Consider the following 17,999-nt stretch of genomic DNA (forward strand, 5'->3'; position numbering starts at 1 on the left):
TCGTCCGGCCGCGGGTCCTCGGGTGACGCTAACGTTCAGGGCATGACCGTGCCCCGGGTCGCCGTCACCGTGGACCTCGTCGTGCTGACCGTCCGCGAGCAGCGGCTGTGCGCGCTGATGTGGCGACGCGACCGGGCGCCGTACGACGGGTGCTGGTCGCTGCCGGGCGGGTTCATCCACCTCGACGAGGACCTGCCGGTGGCCGCCTCGCGGCTGATGGCCGACCGCGCCGGGCTCGCCGACGTGCGCATCCATCTGGAGCAGCTCGCCACGTACGGGTATCCCGACCGCGACCCCCGGCAGCGCGTGGTCAGCGTCGCCTATCTGGGGCTGGCGCCCGACCTGCCCGCCTCCAGCCGCGCCCAGGTGCTGTGGACGTGCGTGGAGGAGCTCGTCCAGCGGGACAGGGCCGCGTTCGACCACCGGCGGATCCTGCGGGACGGCATCGAACGGGCGCGCGCCAAGCTGGAGTACACCTCGCTGGCCGCCGCGTTCTGCCCGCCCGAGTTCACCGTCGCCGAGCTGCGCCGGGTGTACGAGATCGTCTGGGGCACCCCGCTGGACCCCCGCAACTTCCACCGGAAGGTGACCGGCGCGGATCGCTTCCTGGTGCCGACCGGGCGCACCACGACGCGCGACGGCGGCCGGCCCGCCCAGCTCTATCGGCGCGGCGACGCCGAGCAGCTCCGGCCGCCGATGCTGCGCCCGCGACCCGACCTCGGCAGGCCGTAGGCTGGGGGTCATCACCCCACATTCCAGGAGGACAGCGGTGTCCGAAGCGTCCGGCCCCCGTTTCCGTTCCGTGCTCGACCGGTTCGCGGCCTACAAGCCCGGCAGGACCGTGGTCGCGCCCGACGGACGCTCCTTCAAGCTCTCCTCGAACGAGTCGCCGTACGGCCCCCTGCCGTCGGTGCTGACGGCGATCGGTGAGGCGGCGGGGCGGGTCAACCGCTATCCCGACAACAACGCCACGGCGTTGATCGAGGCGATCTCGGCCCGGTTCGGGGTGCCCGCCGAGCACGTCGCGGTGGGCTGCGGGTCGGTGGGTGTCACCCAGATGCTGTTGGAGGCGGTGGGCGAGCCCGACGCCGAGGTGCTGTACGCGTGGCGGTCGTTCGAGGCGTACCCGCTGTTGGTGGCGTTGTCCGGGGCGGTGCAGGTGCAGGTGCCGCTGCGCGACGAGGCCCACGATCTGACGGCGATGGCCGACGCGATCACCGAGCGGACGCGGCTGGTCTTCGTCTGCAACCCCAACAACCCGACCGGCACGGTGGTCCGCCGCGCCGCGCTGGAGGCGTTCCTCGACCGGGTGCCGGCCGACTGTCTGGTGATCCTGGACGAGGCGTACCGGGAGTACGTCCGCGACGACGAGGTCCCCGACGGCCTGTCCGTGTACGCCGACCGCCCGAACGTGGCGGTCCTGCGCACGTTCTCCAAGGCGTACGGGCTGGCGGGGCTGCGCACGGGGTTCATGGTCGCGCATCCGCAGGTGGCCGAGGCGGTCCGCAAGACGATGCTGCCGTTCACGGTCAACGCCGTGGCCCAGGCCGCCGCCATCGCCTCTCTGAGCGCCGAGGGCGAGTTGCTGGAGCGCGTCGAGTCGACCGTCAAGGAGCGGGAGCGGGTCGTGCACACGCTGCGCGCCCAGGGCTGGACGGTCCCGCCCACGGAGGCCAACTTCGTGTGGCTGCGTCTCGGCGAGCGGACGGTGGACTTCTCCGAGGCCTGCAACGCCCACGGGGTGAGCGTCCGTCCGTTCCCCGGTGAGGGCGTCCGCGTCTCCATCGGCGCGCCGGAGGAGAACGACGCGTTCCTCACCGTCGCCGCAGCCTTTCCGCATCGGGGCTGAGCACCTCACCCGTGGTCGTCGCGCCAGGAGCGCTGCCGTAGGGCGACCTCGTGGAGGACGCGCTTGAACTCGGCGTAGACCTCCGCGCCGACCGCCTGGGCGTGGCGCTGTTCGAGGCCGGCCATGATCGCGTCTGAGCGGGTCATCTGGTCGAGCCCGCGCTCCGTGGGGACGACGAGCTTGGCGCGGCGATCGTCGGGGTCGGGTCGGCGTTCGACGTAGCCGAGGGCCTCCAGCTCGTCCACCAGCTTGCCGATGACCTGCTTGTGCTGGTTGGAGCGGCGGGCGAGGTCGGTGGCGCGGGTGCCCTCCACGTCCAGGTAGGCGAGCACGGCTCCGTGCTGGGGGCGCAGCCCGGTGTGGCCCTGCTCGGCGAGCGTGCCGAACAGCTCGTCCTGCACGGCGAACAGCAGCCGGGCGCTGAGGATCCCCAGGTCGGGATGGTGCTCGCGATGGATGCCACGGCGCATGGCGCACTCCTCCTCATGTGGTCATCGGTGATGACGGTCACCTATCTTGACTATCTCCAGAGGTGATCATATCGTCTCTTCCGCCGGCAACGGCGACCGACCGAGGAGGACGCCATGAGCACGACCGTCGAACTGACCCGATTCACGGTGGCCCCCGAGAGGACCGAGGCGCTGCTGGCCGCACGCCCCGGGATGCTGGCCGACTTCCGGGCCGACCGGGAGGGGTTCCTGGGCGCCCGCCTGGTGGCCCTGCCGAACGGCGAGTGGCTGGACATCGTCGACTGGCGCTCCCCGGAGGACTTCGCGGCCTCCCGCGCCAAGGGCGCGAACCTTCCCGGCATCGCCGCCTTCTTCGCCGCGATCGACTCCCTGGTCGGCGTCGACGAGGGCGTCCTGACCGAGTTCGACCGCTAGACCCCGTTCACCATCGTCGCTGAGGAGCCCATCGCCATGAACACCGCCGTCAAGGTCGCGATCATCTACTACTCCGCCACCGGCAACATCACCGAGATCGCCCGGGAGATGGCCGACACCGCCGAGAAGGCCGGCGCGGAGGTCCGGCTGCGCCGGGTCGCCGAGCTGGCCCCGCCCGAGGCCATCGCCGCCAACCCGGCGTGGGCCGCCAACGCGGCCGCGACCTCCGAGGTCCCCGTCGCCACCGCCGACGACATGCTCTGGGCGGACGCGGTGATCATGGGGTCGCCCACCCGGTTCGGCAACATCGCCTCGCAGCTCAAGCAGTTCCTGGACACGCTGGGCGGCGTCTGGCACCAGGGGCTGCTGGCCGACAAGGTCTACAGCGGCTTCACGTCCACCGGCACCCGGCACGGCGGTCACGAGTCCACGCTGCTGGCGCTGACCCACACCTTCCACCACTTCGGGGGCATCGTGGTCGCGCCCGGCTACACCCATCCCGGCAAGTTCGAGGACGGCAACCCGTACGGCACCTCGCACCACGACGGGGGAGGCACCCTTCCGGTCGACGACACGACCCGCGCCGCCGCCCGCATCCAGGCCGAACGCGTGGTGCGGTTCGCGCGGGCCATCGCGACGCCCGTCGCCGCGTGACCGAGGGCCGTCAGGGTGACTCGAGGGCGACGTCCTCCGCCGGGCGGGCGTCGTCCTCCTTCGGAACGGGCTCGGGGACGGGTTCGGGCACGGCGTGCCGGCGGCGACTCTCGGTGGTCACCACGATGCCGACGCCGAAGACGATGATCAGACCGCCGAGCAGGGTCTCCCAGGTCACCTTCTCGTTCAGGATCAAGGCCCCCAGCAGCACCGCGACCACCGGGTTCACGTACGCGTAGGTGCCCACGATGGACATCGGGGCGTTCCCCAGCAGCCAGGCGTACGAGGTGAACGCCAGCAGCGACCCGAACACCACCAGGTAGGCGAGCGCGAACCAGGATCGGCCGGAGATCTGCCCGACGTCCAGGGTCTCGCCCCTGCCGAACCCGACCGCCAGGAGCGCCAGCCCGCCGGCCGCCATCTCGTACACGCTCGTCGTGAACGAGTTGGCCGGCATCGGCAGCCGTCCCGCCAGGAACGATCCAAGCGCCCACGAGAACGTGGCGAACAGGATCACGGCCACACCCAGCACGCTGCCCGACGCGCCGCCGTCCCCCGGCAGCACCGACAGCAGCGCCACCCCGGCGAACCCGGTGATCACCCCCACCAGGGTGGCCCGCGGCGGCCGGTCGCCCACCCCGGTACCGAAGATCACCAGCCAGAGCGGCATCGAGGCGACCAGCAGGGCCGCCAGGCCGGTGGAGATGTGCTGCTCGGCGACCGCCACCATGCCGTTGCCGCCGGTGAGCAGCAGCACGCCCACCAACACCGCCGAGCCGAGCCGACGCGGCGACACCCGCAGCACCCCGGGGCCGTGCCGGATCGCCAGGAACGACGCCAGCAGCAGGGCGGCGAGCAGGAAGCGCATGCTGCCGCTCAGCATCGGCGGGATGGTCTCGATGCCGATGCCGATGGCGAGGTAGGTCGACCCCCACACGATGTAGACCACGACGAGGGCGGCCCAGGCGAGGGGGGTCATCGCCCGAGGGGTGGCGACATGAGCATGAGAGGCCATGGCTCATGACGATAGGACATGGCCGGGCATTCGGACAGCGGATAACAGACCCGAAATGCGGCAGTGATCAGCGCATACCGATCAGGCGGCGGAGCACGACCCCTCGCCGGACTGCTGGTGGCCCTGCGGAGACCCCGGCGCGGCGGTGGCCTGGGCGGCGTACGACGTCGGACAGCTCTCGTAGGTGTGGCTGAGATGCACGGTGGCCTCCCCGTCGACCTCGACCGTCGCGGTCACCGGCGCGCCGTGGGCCGTGTCGCCCTCGAAGAACTGCACCGTGACCAGAGCCCGCCCCTTGCCGGAGCCGGTGACCCTGACCTCGGCGGTGGCCGTCGTGCCGCCCTCCTCCATCGACAGGGCGACGATCCGGACGTCGGTGGTGACGAACGGCGACGGGGAGGACGACGGCGACGCCGACGGCCGGGGGCTCGGCGAATCCTCCGGCCGCTCCGGCTCGCCGGACGGGCTCCGCCGGGGCCTGGGCGAGGTGACCGCCCCCGGCCCGACCGTCGTGCTCGGCGTGGGCGACGAGGCCGTGACGGAGGGGGTGCCCGTCGGTCCGAGGCCGACCCTCTCCGGCGGGCCGCCCGGCAGGGCGTCGGTGTCGGCGGCGATCGGGGGACGCCGGCCCTGGCCGTCGGGACCGCCGGACGCGTACACCACCGCGCCCGCGCCGGCCGCCAGCACCAGCGCGGCGGTCACCGCGGCGACCAGGCCCCGGCCCGCACCCCGCCGCCGCCCGCCGCGTGTCCCGTCGTCGCCGACGAGCTTGTGGGACAGCGGGAACAGCAGCCTCAGCACCGCCGCCCGTTCGACGAGGTCCGCGCGCCCGCGCTCGTCCCACCCGGGGCCGAACGCGGCGAGGGCGGTGGTCTCCAGACGTCCCAGGAAGACCGAGGCGGACGCCGGGCGGGTGTCGGGATCTTCGGCCAGCCCGGCCGAGACCAGCGGGATCAGCGCCTCGGGCACACCGTGGAGAGAGGCGGCGGACAACGGCGGATCGCCGGTCAGACACTCGACCAGCGTCGCCGTGGCGGAGTAGAGGTCGCCGGCCGGGGTCGCCGGCCCGCTCCACGCCTCGGGGGCCCGATGGAGCGGGACCTCCGCGGTCGGGGAGTCGCCGGCCCACGCCGCGACACCCAGGTCGGCGAGCCGGCTCACGCCGTCGCCCTGGACCAGCACCTTCCCGGGGCTGACGGCGCCGTGCGCGATCCCGGCGCGATGCGCGGCCCCCAGCGCCAGCAGCGTCGACTGGAAGACGGCCAACGCCGCCTCGGGGGTCAGCCGGCCCTCGGCCTTGAGCATGCGCTCCAGGCTGATCCCGTTGACCAGCTCGGAGATCAGGGCGACGCCCTGCGGCGACTCGACGTACTCCTGAAGCCGGACCGGCCCGGCGTCCTCGATCGCCGCCACCCGCCGCGCCTCGTCCCGGGCCGCCGCCTCCGCGAACGGCCGGGCCCGCAGGTATCTGATCGCGACGGGCGTGCCGGAGGACCTCCGAAGGGCCAGCACGACCCTTCCGGCCGCACCGTCGCCCAGCTCACGGACATGGCGATACCCCGCAACCGCCCACTCGCCGCTCACATCACACCCTTCGCTCCGTGCCACCCCCGGGCACGCTCCGGACCCTCCGGGCCACCGCCTCGTCGGCGGACGGCAGCGACGCTACGGTGCGGCCGAGACTACCGACCACCACTTCGTACCGAATCACCTGGGGCGACCGCTATAGGTCAGACGCACCATCCGTCCCGACGGTTGCCCTCCGGCGACCCGGGCCCGGCGCATCATCAGAGGCCGAAACCCGAGGAAACGTCCGAAATCACCCCGCAACCCCGCGTCCGGGCGGTCGGCGGTGTCCGCGAGCACAACGGGAGATCCGATGCCCGTGGACGGCGGCGAGGCCCGACGAACGGAACGAGCTCTACCGGCAAACGTGGTGAAACCGGTCGGCGAGGCCCATGGAGGGTGAGCCCGGACCGGCGGCCCACCGGCCGGGGAAGAGGCCGGGCGGTCGGCGCGAGGTCGGGCGGCGAGGCCCGCGGATGAGGGTGGGGCCGTACTGCCGCGCCTGGTGGTCGGAGGGGAGGTCGGGTGGCGACGCCCGTGGTGGGGGAGGCCGGACCGTGGTGTCCGGCCGACGGCGGTGAGGCCGGGCGGTGAGGCCTGGGGACGGGCCCGGGCGGTGGGGGCGCGCCCGGTGATCGGGCCGGGCGGCGGGGATGCCCGGCATGATCGCCCGTCAGGTGGTGGTGGCCTTGGGGCCCAGTTTCTCGATGATGAGTCGGTAGAGCTGGCGTGGACGGCCCGGCTGGGGCGTTCGGTTGGGGGGAAGGGGCCAGGCCAGCCCCTCCTCGACCAGGGTGCGGAGCAGTCGGCGGGCGGTGCGGGGGGTCACCCCGAGCATCCGTCCGGCGTTCTCGGCGTCCACGATCAGCGGCTGTGCCTCGCCGCCGGGGCCGCCGGGGCCGCCCGAGCCGCCCGTTCCGCGTGTCGCGCCCTCTTGGTCGAGCTTGTCGGCCAGCCGGGCCAGGATCTCCAGGCCCTTCGGCTTGGGCTGCGGCTGGGGGCGCGGCGGTGTGCGCGGCGCGGGCACCAGCGCGCGGCCGTCCCGGTCGAGCGCGAAGCCCTGGGCGCGCTGCGAGGTCTGCGACCGCGCCAGCGCCGCGCGGGCGTGCGTCTCGGCCTCGTGGGCGGTGCGCCCCATGCCGATGCCGACCTCGATGGCGAGCCCCAGCTCCTCTCTGACCCTTTCGATGAACGGCGGTGTCCGAAACCCCTCGGTGGTGCCCGCGACGGAGCCCCGGGTGGCGGTGACCAGATAGCTGTGGTCGTCGAGCGGCCACACCGAGGCGTTCATCCGGTGGGCCTCCTGGAGCAGCACCCGGTGCAGCGCCAGCTTCAGCTCGTCGCGCCAGTAGCGGGGCGTCACCCGCCGCGGGCTCTCCCGCAGCGTCGGGACGTCCACCAGCACCACCACGAGCTGCGACTCCTCCAGCCGATGGTGCGCGCCCAGCAGCGCGGCCGTCTGCAGCGAACTGCGGATGGCCGCCCCGGTCGGACGCACCCGGATGGTCGGCACGCCGGCCATCTCCATCCGTTCGGCGGTGGCGTGCACGCAGGTCATCGCCACACTGGTGGCCCCGCGCCGCCACAGCCGCTCGTGGAAGGCGGCCAGCGTGCCCGGCCCGGCGGCCTCCTCGCGCAGATGGACGTGCTCGGTGCCGAGGTTGATCTCGCTGTACGCCTCCTCGACCTCGGCCCGGCCCAGCACGTCGATGCTGACCTTGCCGGGGTCGAACCGCTCGTCGAGCGCGGCCCGCAGCAGCGCGCCCTGCAGCGCCGCGCCGTTCAGCGGCACGTAGGTGGCGGGCATGGTGAGCACGCCGGCCTTGCGTGCGAAGTCGTACGGCACCGGGCTGGCGAACAGGCACACGTCCACCCCGGAGCCGAGGCGGACCACCTTGTCGGCCGCCTCCTGTTCGTCCCGGTAGGCCGCGGCGACCAGCCGGCTGGGGACCGGGGTCGGCCCGTGCCCCATCAACATCACGCGTTCCACCAGGTCATGGGGTCCCACGACACCGATCGTCAGATCGGGTGCCACCCCTCCCGACCTCGCGGCGGTCATGGGCATCCCCCCTGTATGGGTGGTGCCCCTTCGCGGTCGTGCGCCGTGGCGCATCTTCCGCTCAACGGTTGACTCATGGCTAGTCGCCCCTGCCTTCTGACCCAGCACGCAGTTCCCGCGATTCGTTCCTCATTGGGCAGATCGGGTCAGGGCGACGAAGTGTGACGCCCAGACGCGAAATCGAATCAAGAGTGCGGCGAAAAAGTAACCTACGCGACCCCTCAGTCAGTAATTTGTCACCATACGGTCAGGCTTGATCCGGCATCTTCGGATGTCCGAAGCTCTCCGGTCAAGGCCCTGACTGCACGAAAGGCCCCGGTTGAGGGGCCTTTCGGGGCGGGATGCGGGTCCCGACGATGTCAGTGCACTGTCAGTGATCAGGTCAGTGCCCCGGGTCGTGGTGCCCGGGGCGCCGCCCCTGCTATGGTCAAGCGAAGGTAAAGCTGAGGTCAAGAGCGATTCGGGAGGAACTCCCGTGCCGTCAGGCGACCACGCGCTCGATGTCGGCGCCGAGCTGCGACAGGCGGTCGGCGATGTGGGCGTGCCCGCGGTCGAGGTAGTACGCCTGGGTGATGGTGGTCTCCCCCTCGGCGCCCAGCCCGGCCAGCACCAGCGCGCTGCCGGTCCGCAGGTCGTGCGCGACGACCTCGGCCCCGCGCAGCGGCGTCGCGCCGAGCACCTTGGCGCGGTTGCCGTCCACCTCGATGTCGGCGCCCATCTTGGTCAGCTCGGTGACCAGCCCGAAGCGGCCGTCGAAGATCCGCTCGTAGATGTAGGACGGCCCGTCCGCCAGGCAGGACACCGCCATGATCGGGGACTGCAGGTCGGTGGCGAAGCCCGGGTACTCGTCGGTGATCACGTTGATCGGGCGCAGCGGGCGCTCCCGGCGCACCTGCAGCACCGCGCCCTCCTGGTGGAACTCCACGCCCATCTGCTCGAGCTTGTCGGCCGCCACGCCCAGGTGCGCCAGGGAGGCCCCGACCAGGCTGACCTCGCTGCCGGTGATGGCGGCGGCCATCACGAACACGCCGGCGTCGATCCGGTCCGGCATCACGGTGTGCTCGACGGCGGTCAGCTCGTCCACGCCCTCGACGGTGATGAACCCGGTGCCGCCGCCGGTGATCTTGGCGCCCATCCGCTGCAGGAACTCGATGTTGTCGAGGACCTCGGGCTCCAGCGCGCAGTTCTTGATCAGCGTGGTGCCCTGGGCCATGGCCCCGGCCATCACCAGGTTCTCGGTGCCGGTGTGCGAGGGGGTGTCGCAGTACAGGGTGGCGCCGCGCAGGTCGCCGGCCTTGATGTGGATGACCCCGTCGCCATCGTCGCCCACCTGCTCGGTGACGGTCGCGCCCATCCGCTTGAAGCCGTTGTAGTGGAAGTCGAGGTTGCGGCTGCCCAGGTTGCACCCGCCGACACCCTCGATGATCGCCTCGCCGAGGCGGTGCAGCAGGGCCGGGACGAACAGGAACGAGCCGCGGAACCGGGCGGCGATGTCGGCCGGCAGCACCGGGCTGGACAGCGTGGACGCGTCGATCACCAGGGTGCGCTCGGCCTCGTGCAGCTCGGCCTTGGCCCCCACGGCCCGGGCCAGCTCGACGGCGCGGCGCACGTCCTCGATGATCGGAACGTTCCGGAGCACCGTGCGTCCCTTGGACGCCATCAGGGCGGCGCCGATCATCGGCAGCACGGCGTTCTTGGCGCCCTGGATGAAGACGGTGCCCTGCAGCGTGTTGCCGCCGCGGACTCGGTAACGAACGTCGTCGCCCATGCTCATTACGCCTTAGCTCCTTCGGGATGCGGGTGTTGAGTTGCCGGCCGTCTGCCTGCGGTTCACCGGTGCCCGGCACGCCGCCGCCTGGGCGCTCCTCAGTAAACCACCGCGTGGACGGACCGGATGCCCGGTTGCGCCCCCTGTGGGGGGAGCCGCCCCTTCACTGTTCTTAGACCTCAGAACACTCCGGAAGGTTCATCTCTTCTCGCCTTCCGAGTGTGACCCCTGTCGCAGGCCCCCAAACCAGGACGTCGGTCAACGAGTGCACCCAAGGTACGCCTGTTCAGACGAAAGCGCGCCCGGTCAGCCGTTCGTACGCCTCAACGTACTTGGCGCGGGTCCGATCGACGATCTCCGGGGGCAGCGGCGGGGGCGGATCGCCGGCGGCCCGGTCCCAGCCGGCCTCCGGCGACACCAGCCAGTCGCGGACGAACTGCTTGTCGAACGAGGGCTGCGAGCGCCCCGGCGTCCACCGATCGGCGGGCCAGAACCTGGACGAGTCCGGCGTCAGCACCTCGTCGGCCAGCACCAGTCCGCCCTCCGGCGACCAGCCCAGCTCGATCTTGGTGTCGGCCACGATGATCCCCCGCTCGGCCGCCAGCTCGGCGCCCCGCCGGTAGACCTCCACCGTGAGCCCCCGCAGCCGCTCCGCGACGTCGTCCCCCACCGTGGCGCGGACCTCGGCGAACGTCATCGGCTCGTCATGGTCGCCGACCGCCGCCTTGGTCGTCGGGGTGAAGATCGGCTCCGGCAGTCGCGACCCGTCCACCAGCCCCTCCGGCAGCGGGACCCCGCAGACCGCGCCCGTGCTCGCGTAGTCCTTGAGCCCGGAGCCCGTCAGGTAGCCGCGCGCCACGCACTCCACCGGCACCATGTCGAGGCGTCGCACCACCACCGCCCGGCCCGCCCACTCGGCCGGGGCCCCCTCGGGCAGCTCGGTGGTGATGACGTGGTTGGGCAGGACGTCCGCCAACTGCTCGAACCACCACAGCGAGAGCTGGGTGAGGATCCGCCCCTTGTCGGGTATCAGGGTGTCGAGCACGAAGTCGTACGCCGAGACCGTGTCCCGCGCCACCATGAGCAGCTCGCCGCCCGGCAGCTCGTACAGGTCGCGGACCTTGCCGCTGTGCAGATGCTTCATCGTTCCTCCGGTCGCCGTCCCGTGGCCGTGCGGATGGCATGTCTCATCGTGCCTCCAGGACTTCGACCGGGTCGCCGACGCGCAGGGTGCCGAGCGTGCGGGGCACCCCGTTCTGGCCGAAGCGGATGCCCCGGTCGACGGTCCGGTAGGCGGCCAGCGTGCGCAGCGGCTCCCGTCCCCGTTCGCCGGTCCGCTGGTCGGTGGTCGTCACGATGCACCGGGCGCACGCCTTGACCAGCTCGACCGTGGTCGCACCGATCCGCAGCAGGCGGGCGCGGTCCTCGCCGAACGGGCCCAGGCCGGCCACCACGAGGGAGGGACGGAAACGGTTCATCGGCAACGGCTCGTCCAGCCGCCCGTTCAGATCGGCGAGCGACTCCTCGGAGATCAGCAGCAGCGGATACCCGTCGGCGAACGCCACCTCCCCGCCGCCCCGGCTGGTCGGTCGGTGACCGGTGAACCGCACCAGCCGGCACTCCTCGCCGAGGAACGCCGAGAACCACTCGGCCGCGTCGTCGCCCTGGTCGACGCCCTCGCACCGCGCGCGGTGGACGATCACGTCGCGTACGGGCCCGTCCACGGTCGCCTTGTGGGCGAGCGGCTCGCGCTCCCCGGCCCGCACGGTGAGGACATCGCCGTCGTACGAGGGGCGTAGCAGCGCCAGCCGCCCGTGGTCGCGCTGGGACAGGAAGCGGCCCTCCGGCGTCACCAGCATGAACTCACGGTCGTACCGCAGGCCCTTGGCCTCCAGCTCGGCGGACGTCAGCGCGGTGCCGGCGCCGCCCTTCAGCGGGTAGACGTTCAGACCGGTCAGCACGGCGGGGCTCATGCCCGTCTACCTCCGGCTCATGTCAACGCGGCCAGGCGCTCGAACACCGGCCCGAGCCGTTCCACGAACCGCTCCGGGCGGCACACCTCGTCCAGCCGCGCCTCGTCCAGCGTCAGCCCCGCCTCGGCGGCGCGGACCCGCAGCGTCTCCCGGAACGGGACGCCGGTCTCCCAGGTCTCCATCGCGGCCTTCTGAACGAGCGGGTACGCCTGGTCGTCACGGGACATGCCCGCGTCCACCAGCTCCAGCAGCACCGTCGAGGTGTGGATCAGCCCGCCGGTCGAGTCGAGGTTGGCCCGCATCCGCGCCTCGTCGACGACCAGGCCGGACATGAGCCTGATGGTGAGGTTCAGCATGTAGTCGAGGGCGATCGAGGCGTCCGGCAGCGCGATCCGCTCCGTGGACGAGTGCGAGATGTCCCGCTCGTGCCACAGCGGAATGCCCTCCAGCACCGGAACGATCTGCGCCCGGACGATCCGCGCCATGCCGGCGAGGCGCTCCGACATGATCGGGTTCTTCTTGTGGGGCATGGCCGAGGACCCCTTCTGGCCCTTGCCGAACGGCTCCCACAGCTCCCGCACCTCGGTCCGCTGCCCGTGCCGGACCTCCAGCGCGATCGCCTCGCACACCGTCGCCATGATCCCCAGCGCGGACACCCACTCGCTGATCCCGTCGCGGATCACGACCTGGGTGGACACGTCGGCCGCCTTGAGCCCGAGCCTCTCGGCCACGAACGACTCGACCGCCGGGTCGATGTTGGAGTACGTGCCGACCGCTCCGGAGATCGCCATCACCCCGACGGCCTCGCGTGCCCTGCGGAGCCGGTCCCGTGACCGCGCCATGGCGAACGCGAAGTCGGCGACCCGGTGGCCCCACACGTCGGGCTCGCCGTGGATCCCGTGCGTCCGGCCGACCCGCAGCGTCGCCTTGTGCTCCAGCGCGTGGTCCCGGAGAACGGCCACCAGCCGGTCGGCCTTCTCCAGCAGGATGTCGGTCGCCTCGACGAGCTGAACGGCCAGCGCCGTGTCCAGCAGGTCCGACGACGTCATCCCGAAGTGCACGTACGCGGCGGCGTCCCTCGGCTCCGTGTTGTCGGCCCACGCCGACAGGAACGCGATGACGTCGTGCTGGGTCACGGCCTCGATCTCGTGCACCCGCTCCGGGGTGGGCGGCGGCGCCTTTCGGATCGGCTCCACCACCTCGGCGGGGATCGTCCCCGCGTCGGCGTGAGCCTCGACCACCAGGGTCTCCACCTGGCACCACAGCTCGTACTTGTGCGCGTCACTCCAGACGCGGCCCATCTCCGGAAGTGTGTAGCGCTCGATCACCCATAGATTGTCGCAGGTGGCGACAAAACCCGGGACGAGCCCCTGTCCCGTCGGTCGGAACGGCGGGCCAGCAGGCGGCCGATCGTTCCGCTGAGCAGCAGTCCGACGGTCATGGCGACGAGCGCCAGGGCGGGCCCCGTGCCCCACCGGACCTCGTCGGCGTGGGCCGCGAGCACGACCGCCAAGGCCACCGGAAGGGCGACGGCGACCGTCAGCGCCGGCCGGATCCGATGCAGGTCGTCCTCGGCCAAGGCCCCGAGCAGCGCGACACCCAACGCGACCGCCCACAGTCCGAGCGAACGGGCGTCCATGCGGTTCACCGTCCACGGGACGAAGGCGCTCCAGTAGCCCGGCAGCACCAGCAGACCCGACCCGATCCCGAACCACGCCGACCCCAGGACCGCGATCGGCGGCTTGGACCACGCCGGCAGCGGCGCCCGCCGTTCGAGGTCCGGGCCCGTGGGTTCGGCGTACTGCCCGATCACGGCGGCGACGGCCACGATCGCCAGCACGGCGAACACCGCGAACCAGCCGAGACTGAAGAAGAACGCCAGGACCGGCCCGCCCTCGACGACCACCAGCGAACGCCACTCCACCACGTTCACCGCCGCCTGCCCGCCGACCACGACCACCAGCGGCCACACCAGGGCGCGCGCCTCCTCCCACGTCCCGGCACCCGCCCCCACGGCGAACAACCCCGGCGCGACCCTCACCATCGCCGCCCCGACCACCCCGGGCGTGACCGTCGTGGCCGAGTCCCACGCCCCGAACGACCACCCGGCAAGACTCGCCACCACCAGCACGGCCCCGGCCACCAGGCCGATCGCCCCCACCGCCAAGGCCAACACCACCACCACCGGAACCATCTCCCGCCCGGCCTCGACCACCACCTCGGCCTCCGGCTCGGTTCCTGGCTTGAGTCCCGGTCGGGCGTCCGCCTTGGGTTCCGCTTCGGGGTTCGTCTTGGGTGTCGGCCCGGGGCCGGCCTCAGGTGTCGCCTCGGACTCCGGCTCGGACTCCGGCTCGGCGCTCGGCCGGGCCGTCGGCTCGGGTCGCTCTTGAGGTTCGGGCTTGCCCGGGGGCACGTCTGCGGCTTCCATCTCGGTGCTCACGCTCGCTTCCGCCGTGGCCACCGTGCCGGTGGCCGTCCGAATCCGCGTGGTGGAAGCGCGGCATGGACACGCCGTTGACAAGCGCGTGAGCCACGGACGCACAGGTCCATCACGCGGTCGGCAAGCGTCGCACTCCGCTTCCCGCAACCCGCTGTCGCACACTCGGTCCCACTGGAGTACGGGGACCGTAACCCCGCCCCATCACCGGGTCAAGGGCTCGTCGATGTCAGCGAGGCGTTCCAGAACTCGGCGTAGCGGCCGCCGCGGAGCAGGAGTTCGTCGTGCTCGCCCTCCTCCACGATCCGGCCGTGGTCCAGGAACGCGATGCGGTCGGCGCGTCGCACGGTCCGCAACCGATGCGCGACCATCACGACCGTCCGGCCCGCCATCAGTCGTTCGATGCCGTCGTGGACGGCGGCCTCGTTCACCGGGTCCAGCGCCGAGGTCACCTCGTCCAGCAGGACGATCGGCGCGTCCTTCAGCAGTGCCCGGGCGATCGAGACGCGCTGGCGCTCACCGCCGGACAGCAGGGCGCCGCCCTCGCCGACGTCGGTGTCCCATCCGTTCGGCAGTCGTTCGATGACCTCGTCCAGCCGTGCCGCGGTCGCCGCCGCCCGCACCGCGGCCTCGTCGGCGTCGGGGCGTCCCAGACGCACGTTCTCCTCGATCGTGCCGTCGAAGAGGTAGACGTCCTGGAAGACGAACGCGATCTGCGCCATCAGGGCCTCGGTGTTGATCGCGCGCACGTCCACGGCGCCGATGCGCACCGAGCCCGTGTCCACGTCGTAGAACCGCGCGAGCAACTGCAGCAGAGTGCTCTTACCCGCGCCCGACGGCCCGACGACGGCGAGCCGGTGGCCCTGCGGCACCGACAGCGACACGTCCTTGAGCACCGTGCGGTCGCCATGCCGGAAGGTGACGGAGTCGAACTCCAGGTCATGGCGTAGCGGCCGGACCGGTTGAGCGGGCTCCGGGAGCGGCGGGGTGTTCAGCACCGCCTCGAGCCTGGTCAGTTCGGCGCGGGCGCTGCGGACCTGACCGCCGATGTCCGCCAGTGACAGCAGCGGGTCCGCGCAGCGGGCGGCCAACACCAGGATCGTCAGCATCTCCGCGGCACCGATGTCCCCGCCGAGGGTGAGGTAGGCGCCCAGGACCAGCAGCACGGTGAAGACGGCCTGCACCGTCAGCGTCAGGCCCACGATGCCGGGCAGCGCCGACAGGGTGGAGCGGCGGGAGGAGCGCTCCAGCCCGCGCAGCGCATCGTCGAGCAACCCGAAGCGCTCGGTGGTCCGGCCGCCGGCGCGCAGCACCGGCTGGGCCTGGAGGTATTCGATGACGCGTCCGGCGGCCTGGTGGTCGCGTTCGGCGCGTTCGGCGTCGGCGGCGGCCATCGAGCGCCCCGTCCAGAGCTGGATCGCCGCCACGAGCGGGACGGCGACCAGCGCGGCCAGCCCCATGCGCCAGTCGAAGGCCAGCATGACCGCGACGATGGTCAGGGGGGTCACGGCGGCGGAGACCAACGGCCCCAGCAGGTGGGCGATCACGCTCATCGCCTGCAGGACGCCGCGCCCGGCCAGGACGGACACCTCACCGACACGGCCCGGGCCGTACCAGCCGAGGGGCAGCCGGGCCAGATGGTCGCCGAGACGGCCGTACATGCCGTGCAGCAACGTCGTCCCGGCGCGGAAGCCGGACACGTCACTGACATAGCGCAGCACCGCGTAGACCGCGACCGCGGTACCGAACGCGATCAACCAGGGCCGGGCATCGGCGGGCGTGCCCCCGAACAGCGCCCGCAGCACCGGGACCAGCAACGCGTAGGACAGCCCCTCGACCACCGCGGTCGTCGTCATCAGGGCCACGGTGCGACGTACCGGCCCGGCGTACTCGTTCCCGAGCACGCGCAGCAGCATCCGGATCATCGGGGCTCGACCTCCTCGGCGATCGCCGTTCGTTGGGCGTTCCAGAACGCGGCGAACCTCCCGCCCCGGGCCAGCAGATCGGCGGGCCTGCCGCGCTCGACGATCGCCCCGTCGTCCAGCATCACGACGGTGTCGGCGTCCGCGATGGTCTCCAGGCGGTGGGCGATGACCAGGATCGTCCGATCCCCGGCCGGCGTCGCCAGAGCCCGGCGGACCGCCCGTTCGGTCTGCGGGTCGGCGAAGGCGGTCGCCTCGTCGAGCACCAGGACGGGCGTGTCGGCGAGCAGCGCGCGGGCGATCGAGATCCGCTGGGCCTCGCCGCCCGACAGGCCGGCCCGGTCGCCGATCACCGTGTCGTAGCCCTGGGGCAGCTCGAGGATCCGGTCGTGGACGTTCGCCCGGCGGGCGGCGCGGATCACGGCGTCGCGGTCCGCGTGCGGTACCGCCAGCGCGATGTTGTCCGCGACCGACGCGCGCAGCAGCCGCACGTCCTGGAAGACGAAGGAGACCGACCGGTAGAGGTCCCGAAGGCCGATCTCGCGCAGATCGACACCGCCCAGGGTGATCGAGCCGTGGGTCGGGTCGAAGAACCGCGGCAACAACTGGACCAAGGTGGACTTTCCGCTTCCCGACGGCCCGACGATCGCGGTGACCGTCCCCGGTTCCAGCACCAGGTCGATCCCGCGCAGCACCTCGTGGTCGGCTCGGTAACCGAACCGGACGTCGCGCAGCTCCACCCGGTGGCCCTCGGGCGCGACCGGGTGCGCGGGCTCGGGCAGCGGCTGCACCGCGAGCACGTCCCGAATCCGGCCGACCGCGCGCCGGGCGGCCTGCATGTCGTCGAAGCCGTGGCCGAGAGCCGCCACCGGAGCGGTCAGGCCCAACCCCAGCAGCAGGAAGGGCAGCAGGTCGGCCGGGGCCAGGTCACCGGCCGTGATCAGGGTCGTGCCGCCGATCAGCACGACCAGCAGCACGAACGGCGGTGACAGGGCCAGTTGCATCCCCGCGGCGATCCCGGACATGCCGCGCACCCACCGGTAGAAGGTCGCGACGAAGTCGTCCACGGCCGTACGGAACCTCAGGTGGGCGCGCTCGCCGCCGCCGAACGCCTTGACCACCGCGATGCCCTGCACGAACTCCACCGCCGAACCCGCGATCCGTCCCATGGCCGCGTCGAACTCCCGCTGCTCGCGGAGCCGGGTCGGGGTCATCATCAGCGGGACCAGCGCCACCGCCAGGACCACCGGGATCAGCGTGATCAGCGTGAGCCGCCAGTTGACGGTGAACAGGTAGACCAGCGACACCAGCGGCACCACGAACGCCGAGACCAGCTCGCCGGGGGCGTGGGCGATGAACGGGTGCACGGCGCTCACGTCCTCGCCCACCGCCTTGGCCGGCTCACCGGACCGACGACCGGACAACCAGCCGATCGGCACCCGCCCCAGATGCGCGGCCAGCCGCCGCCGGAACGCCAACTGCACCCGGGCGTCGAGCAGATGCCCCAGCCCGGACGACGCGGCCGTGAACAGCAGCCGGACCAGCAGCCCGACCGCACCCGCGATCACCACCAGCCGGACGTGGTCGCTGTCGATCGGACCGGGCGCCAGCACGGTACGGCCCAGTTCGACGACGGCCAGCAGGGGCGCCAGACCCGCGACCGCGCCCACGACCTGCAGGAGCATGACGGCGGCGAAGCTCCACAGATGGGGCCGCAGCAGCTCCGCCATGCTCGGCCTTCGCGCCGGCTCGGCATCCGGGGGCGGTACGGATCGTTCACGCGCTTCGGCGAGTTCGACGGTGCTCATCGTTCTCCCGTCTTCGGGTCACCTGATTTCGCTACTTGAAGTATCGATACCAACAGTAGCGTAA

Annotated in this window: 15 protein-coding genes; 4 read left to right on the top strand and 11 right to left on the bottom strand. The window is 72.2% G+C overall.

From position 1 onward, the window contains the following. Positions 1-42: 42 nt before the first annotated feature. Both DFJ69_RS14625 and hisC read left to right on the top strand, forming a co-directional pair. Positions 43-732 carry an NUDIX hydrolase gene (locus DFJ69_RS14625; RefSeq protein ID WP_116022996.1) on the top strand — a complete coding sequence of 230 codons (690 nt, stop codon included), beginning with the start codon at positions 43-45 and terminating at the stop codon, positions 730-732. A gap of 37 nt (positions 733-769) precedes the next feature. After that, positions 770-1,849, top strand: a complete 1,080-nt coding sequence (gene hisC / locus DFJ69_RS14630) for a histidinol-phosphate transaminase (RefSeq protein WP_116022997.1) — start codon at positions 770-772, stop codon at positions 1,847-1,849. Between the two features lie 5 nt (positions 1,850-1,854). Here the strand turns inward: hisC and DFJ69_RS14635 are convergent, their stop codons facing one another. Then, entirely contained in the window at positions 1,855-2,319 is a 465-nt protein-coding gene (locus tag DFJ69_RS14635) for a MarR family winged helix-turn-helix transcriptional regulator (RefSeq protein WP_116022998.1), read from the bottom strand. Between the two features lie 114 nt (positions 2,320-2,433). Between DFJ69_RS14635 and DFJ69_RS14640 the strand changes: the two genes are divergently transcribed. Together DFJ69_RS14640 and wrbA are read left to right on the top strand one after the other, a co-directional pair. After that, on the top strand, positions 2,434-2,733 hold the full coding sequence (locus tag DFJ69_RS14640; RefSeq protein WP_116022999.1) for an antibiotic biosynthesis monooxygenase family protein: 300 nt from the start codon (positions 2,434-2,436) through the stop codon (positions 2,731-2,733). Positions 2,734-2,769: 36 nt separating this feature from the next. Further along, positions 2,770-3,387 (top strand): NAD(P)H:quinone oxidoreductase, encoded by a 618-nt coding sequence (gene wrbA, locus DFJ69_RS14645; RefSeq protein ID WP_116023000.1) that lies wholly within the window; start codon positions 2,770-2,772, stop codon positions 3,385-3,387. 10 nt (positions 3,388-3,397) lie between these two features. Here wrbA and DFJ69_RS14650 read toward each other — a convergent pair whose 3' ends face one another. From DFJ69_RS14650 to DFJ69_RS14695, 10 genes are all read right to left on the bottom strand, one after another. Then, positions 3,398-4,402 (bottom strand): EamA family transporter, encoded by a 1,005-nt coding sequence (locus tag DFJ69_RS14650; protein WP_245974378.1) that lies wholly within the window; start codon positions 4,400-4,402, stop codon positions 3,398-3,400. Between the two features lie 81 nt (positions 4,403-4,483). Further along, positions 4,484-5,986 carry a serine/threonine-protein kinase gene (locus DFJ69_RS14655; RefSeq protein WP_170177657.1) on the bottom strand — a complete coding sequence of 501 codons (1,503 nt, stop codon included), beginning with the start codon at positions 5,984-5,986 and terminating at the stop codon, positions 4,484-4,486. 655 nt (positions 5,987-6,641) lie between these two features. Next, a complete protein-coding gene (locus DFJ69_RS14660; RefSeq protein ID WP_211328623.1) occupies positions 6,642-8,027 on the bottom strand; it encodes a transcriptional regulator in 1,386 nt (461 codons plus the stop codon). Between the two features lie 481 nt (positions 8,028-8,508). Continuing rightward, entirely contained in the window at positions 8,509-9,801 is a 1,293-nt protein-coding gene (gene murA, locus DFJ69_RS14665; protein WP_116023003.1) for a UDP-N-acetylglucosamine 1-carboxyvinyltransferase, read from the bottom strand. A gap of 280 nt (positions 9,802-10,081) precedes the next feature. Beyond that, positions 10,082-10,939 carry a phosphoribosylaminoimidazolesuccinocarboxamide synthase gene (locus tag DFJ69_RS14670; protein WP_116023004.1) on the bottom strand — a complete coding sequence of 286 codons (858 nt, stop codon included), beginning with the start codon at positions 10,937-10,939 and terminating at the stop codon, positions 10,082-10,084. A gap of 43 nt (positions 10,940-10,982) precedes the next feature. Beyond that, positions 10,983-11,768, bottom strand: coding sequence for an MOSC domain-containing protein (locus DFJ69_RS14675; RefSeq protein ID WP_116023005.1), 786 nt, complete (start codon positions 11,766-11,768; stop codon positions 10,983-10,985). Between the two features lie 17 nt (positions 11,769-11,785). Further along, positions 11,786-13,096: an adenylosuccinate lyase gene (gene purB, locus DFJ69_RS14680; RefSeq protein WP_116023006.1), complete on the bottom strand. Its 1,311-nt coding sequence runs from the start codon at positions 13,094-13,096 to the stop codon at positions 11,786-11,788. After that, positions 13,093-14,208: a hypothetical protein gene (locus DFJ69_RS14685; RefSeq protein ID WP_116023007.1), complete on the bottom strand. Its 1,116-nt coding sequence runs from the start codon at positions 14,206-14,208 to the stop codon at positions 13,093-13,095. Before DFJ69_RS14685 ends, purB begins: the two co-directional genes overlap by 4 nt. Positions 14,209-14,417: 209 nt before the next feature. After that, complete coding sequence (locus DFJ69_RS14690) at positions 14,418-16,130, bottom strand: ABC transporter ATP-binding protein (protein ID WP_116023008.1); 1,713 nt, start codon at positions 16,128-16,130, stop codon at positions 14,418-14,420. After that, positions 16,127-17,935, bottom strand: coding sequence for an ABC transporter ATP-binding protein (locus DFJ69_RS14695; protein WP_116023009.1), 1,809 nt, complete (start codon positions 17,933-17,935; stop codon positions 16,127-16,129). Before DFJ69_RS14695 ends, DFJ69_RS14690 begins: the two co-directional genes overlap by 4 nt. Positions 17,936-17,999: the final 64 nt, after the last annotated feature.

The organism is Thermomonospora umbrina, from assembly GCF_003386555.1.
Classification (GTDB): domain Bacteria; phylum Actinomycetota; class Actinomycetes; order Streptosporangiales; family Streptosporangiaceae; genus Thermomonospora; species Thermomonospora umbrina.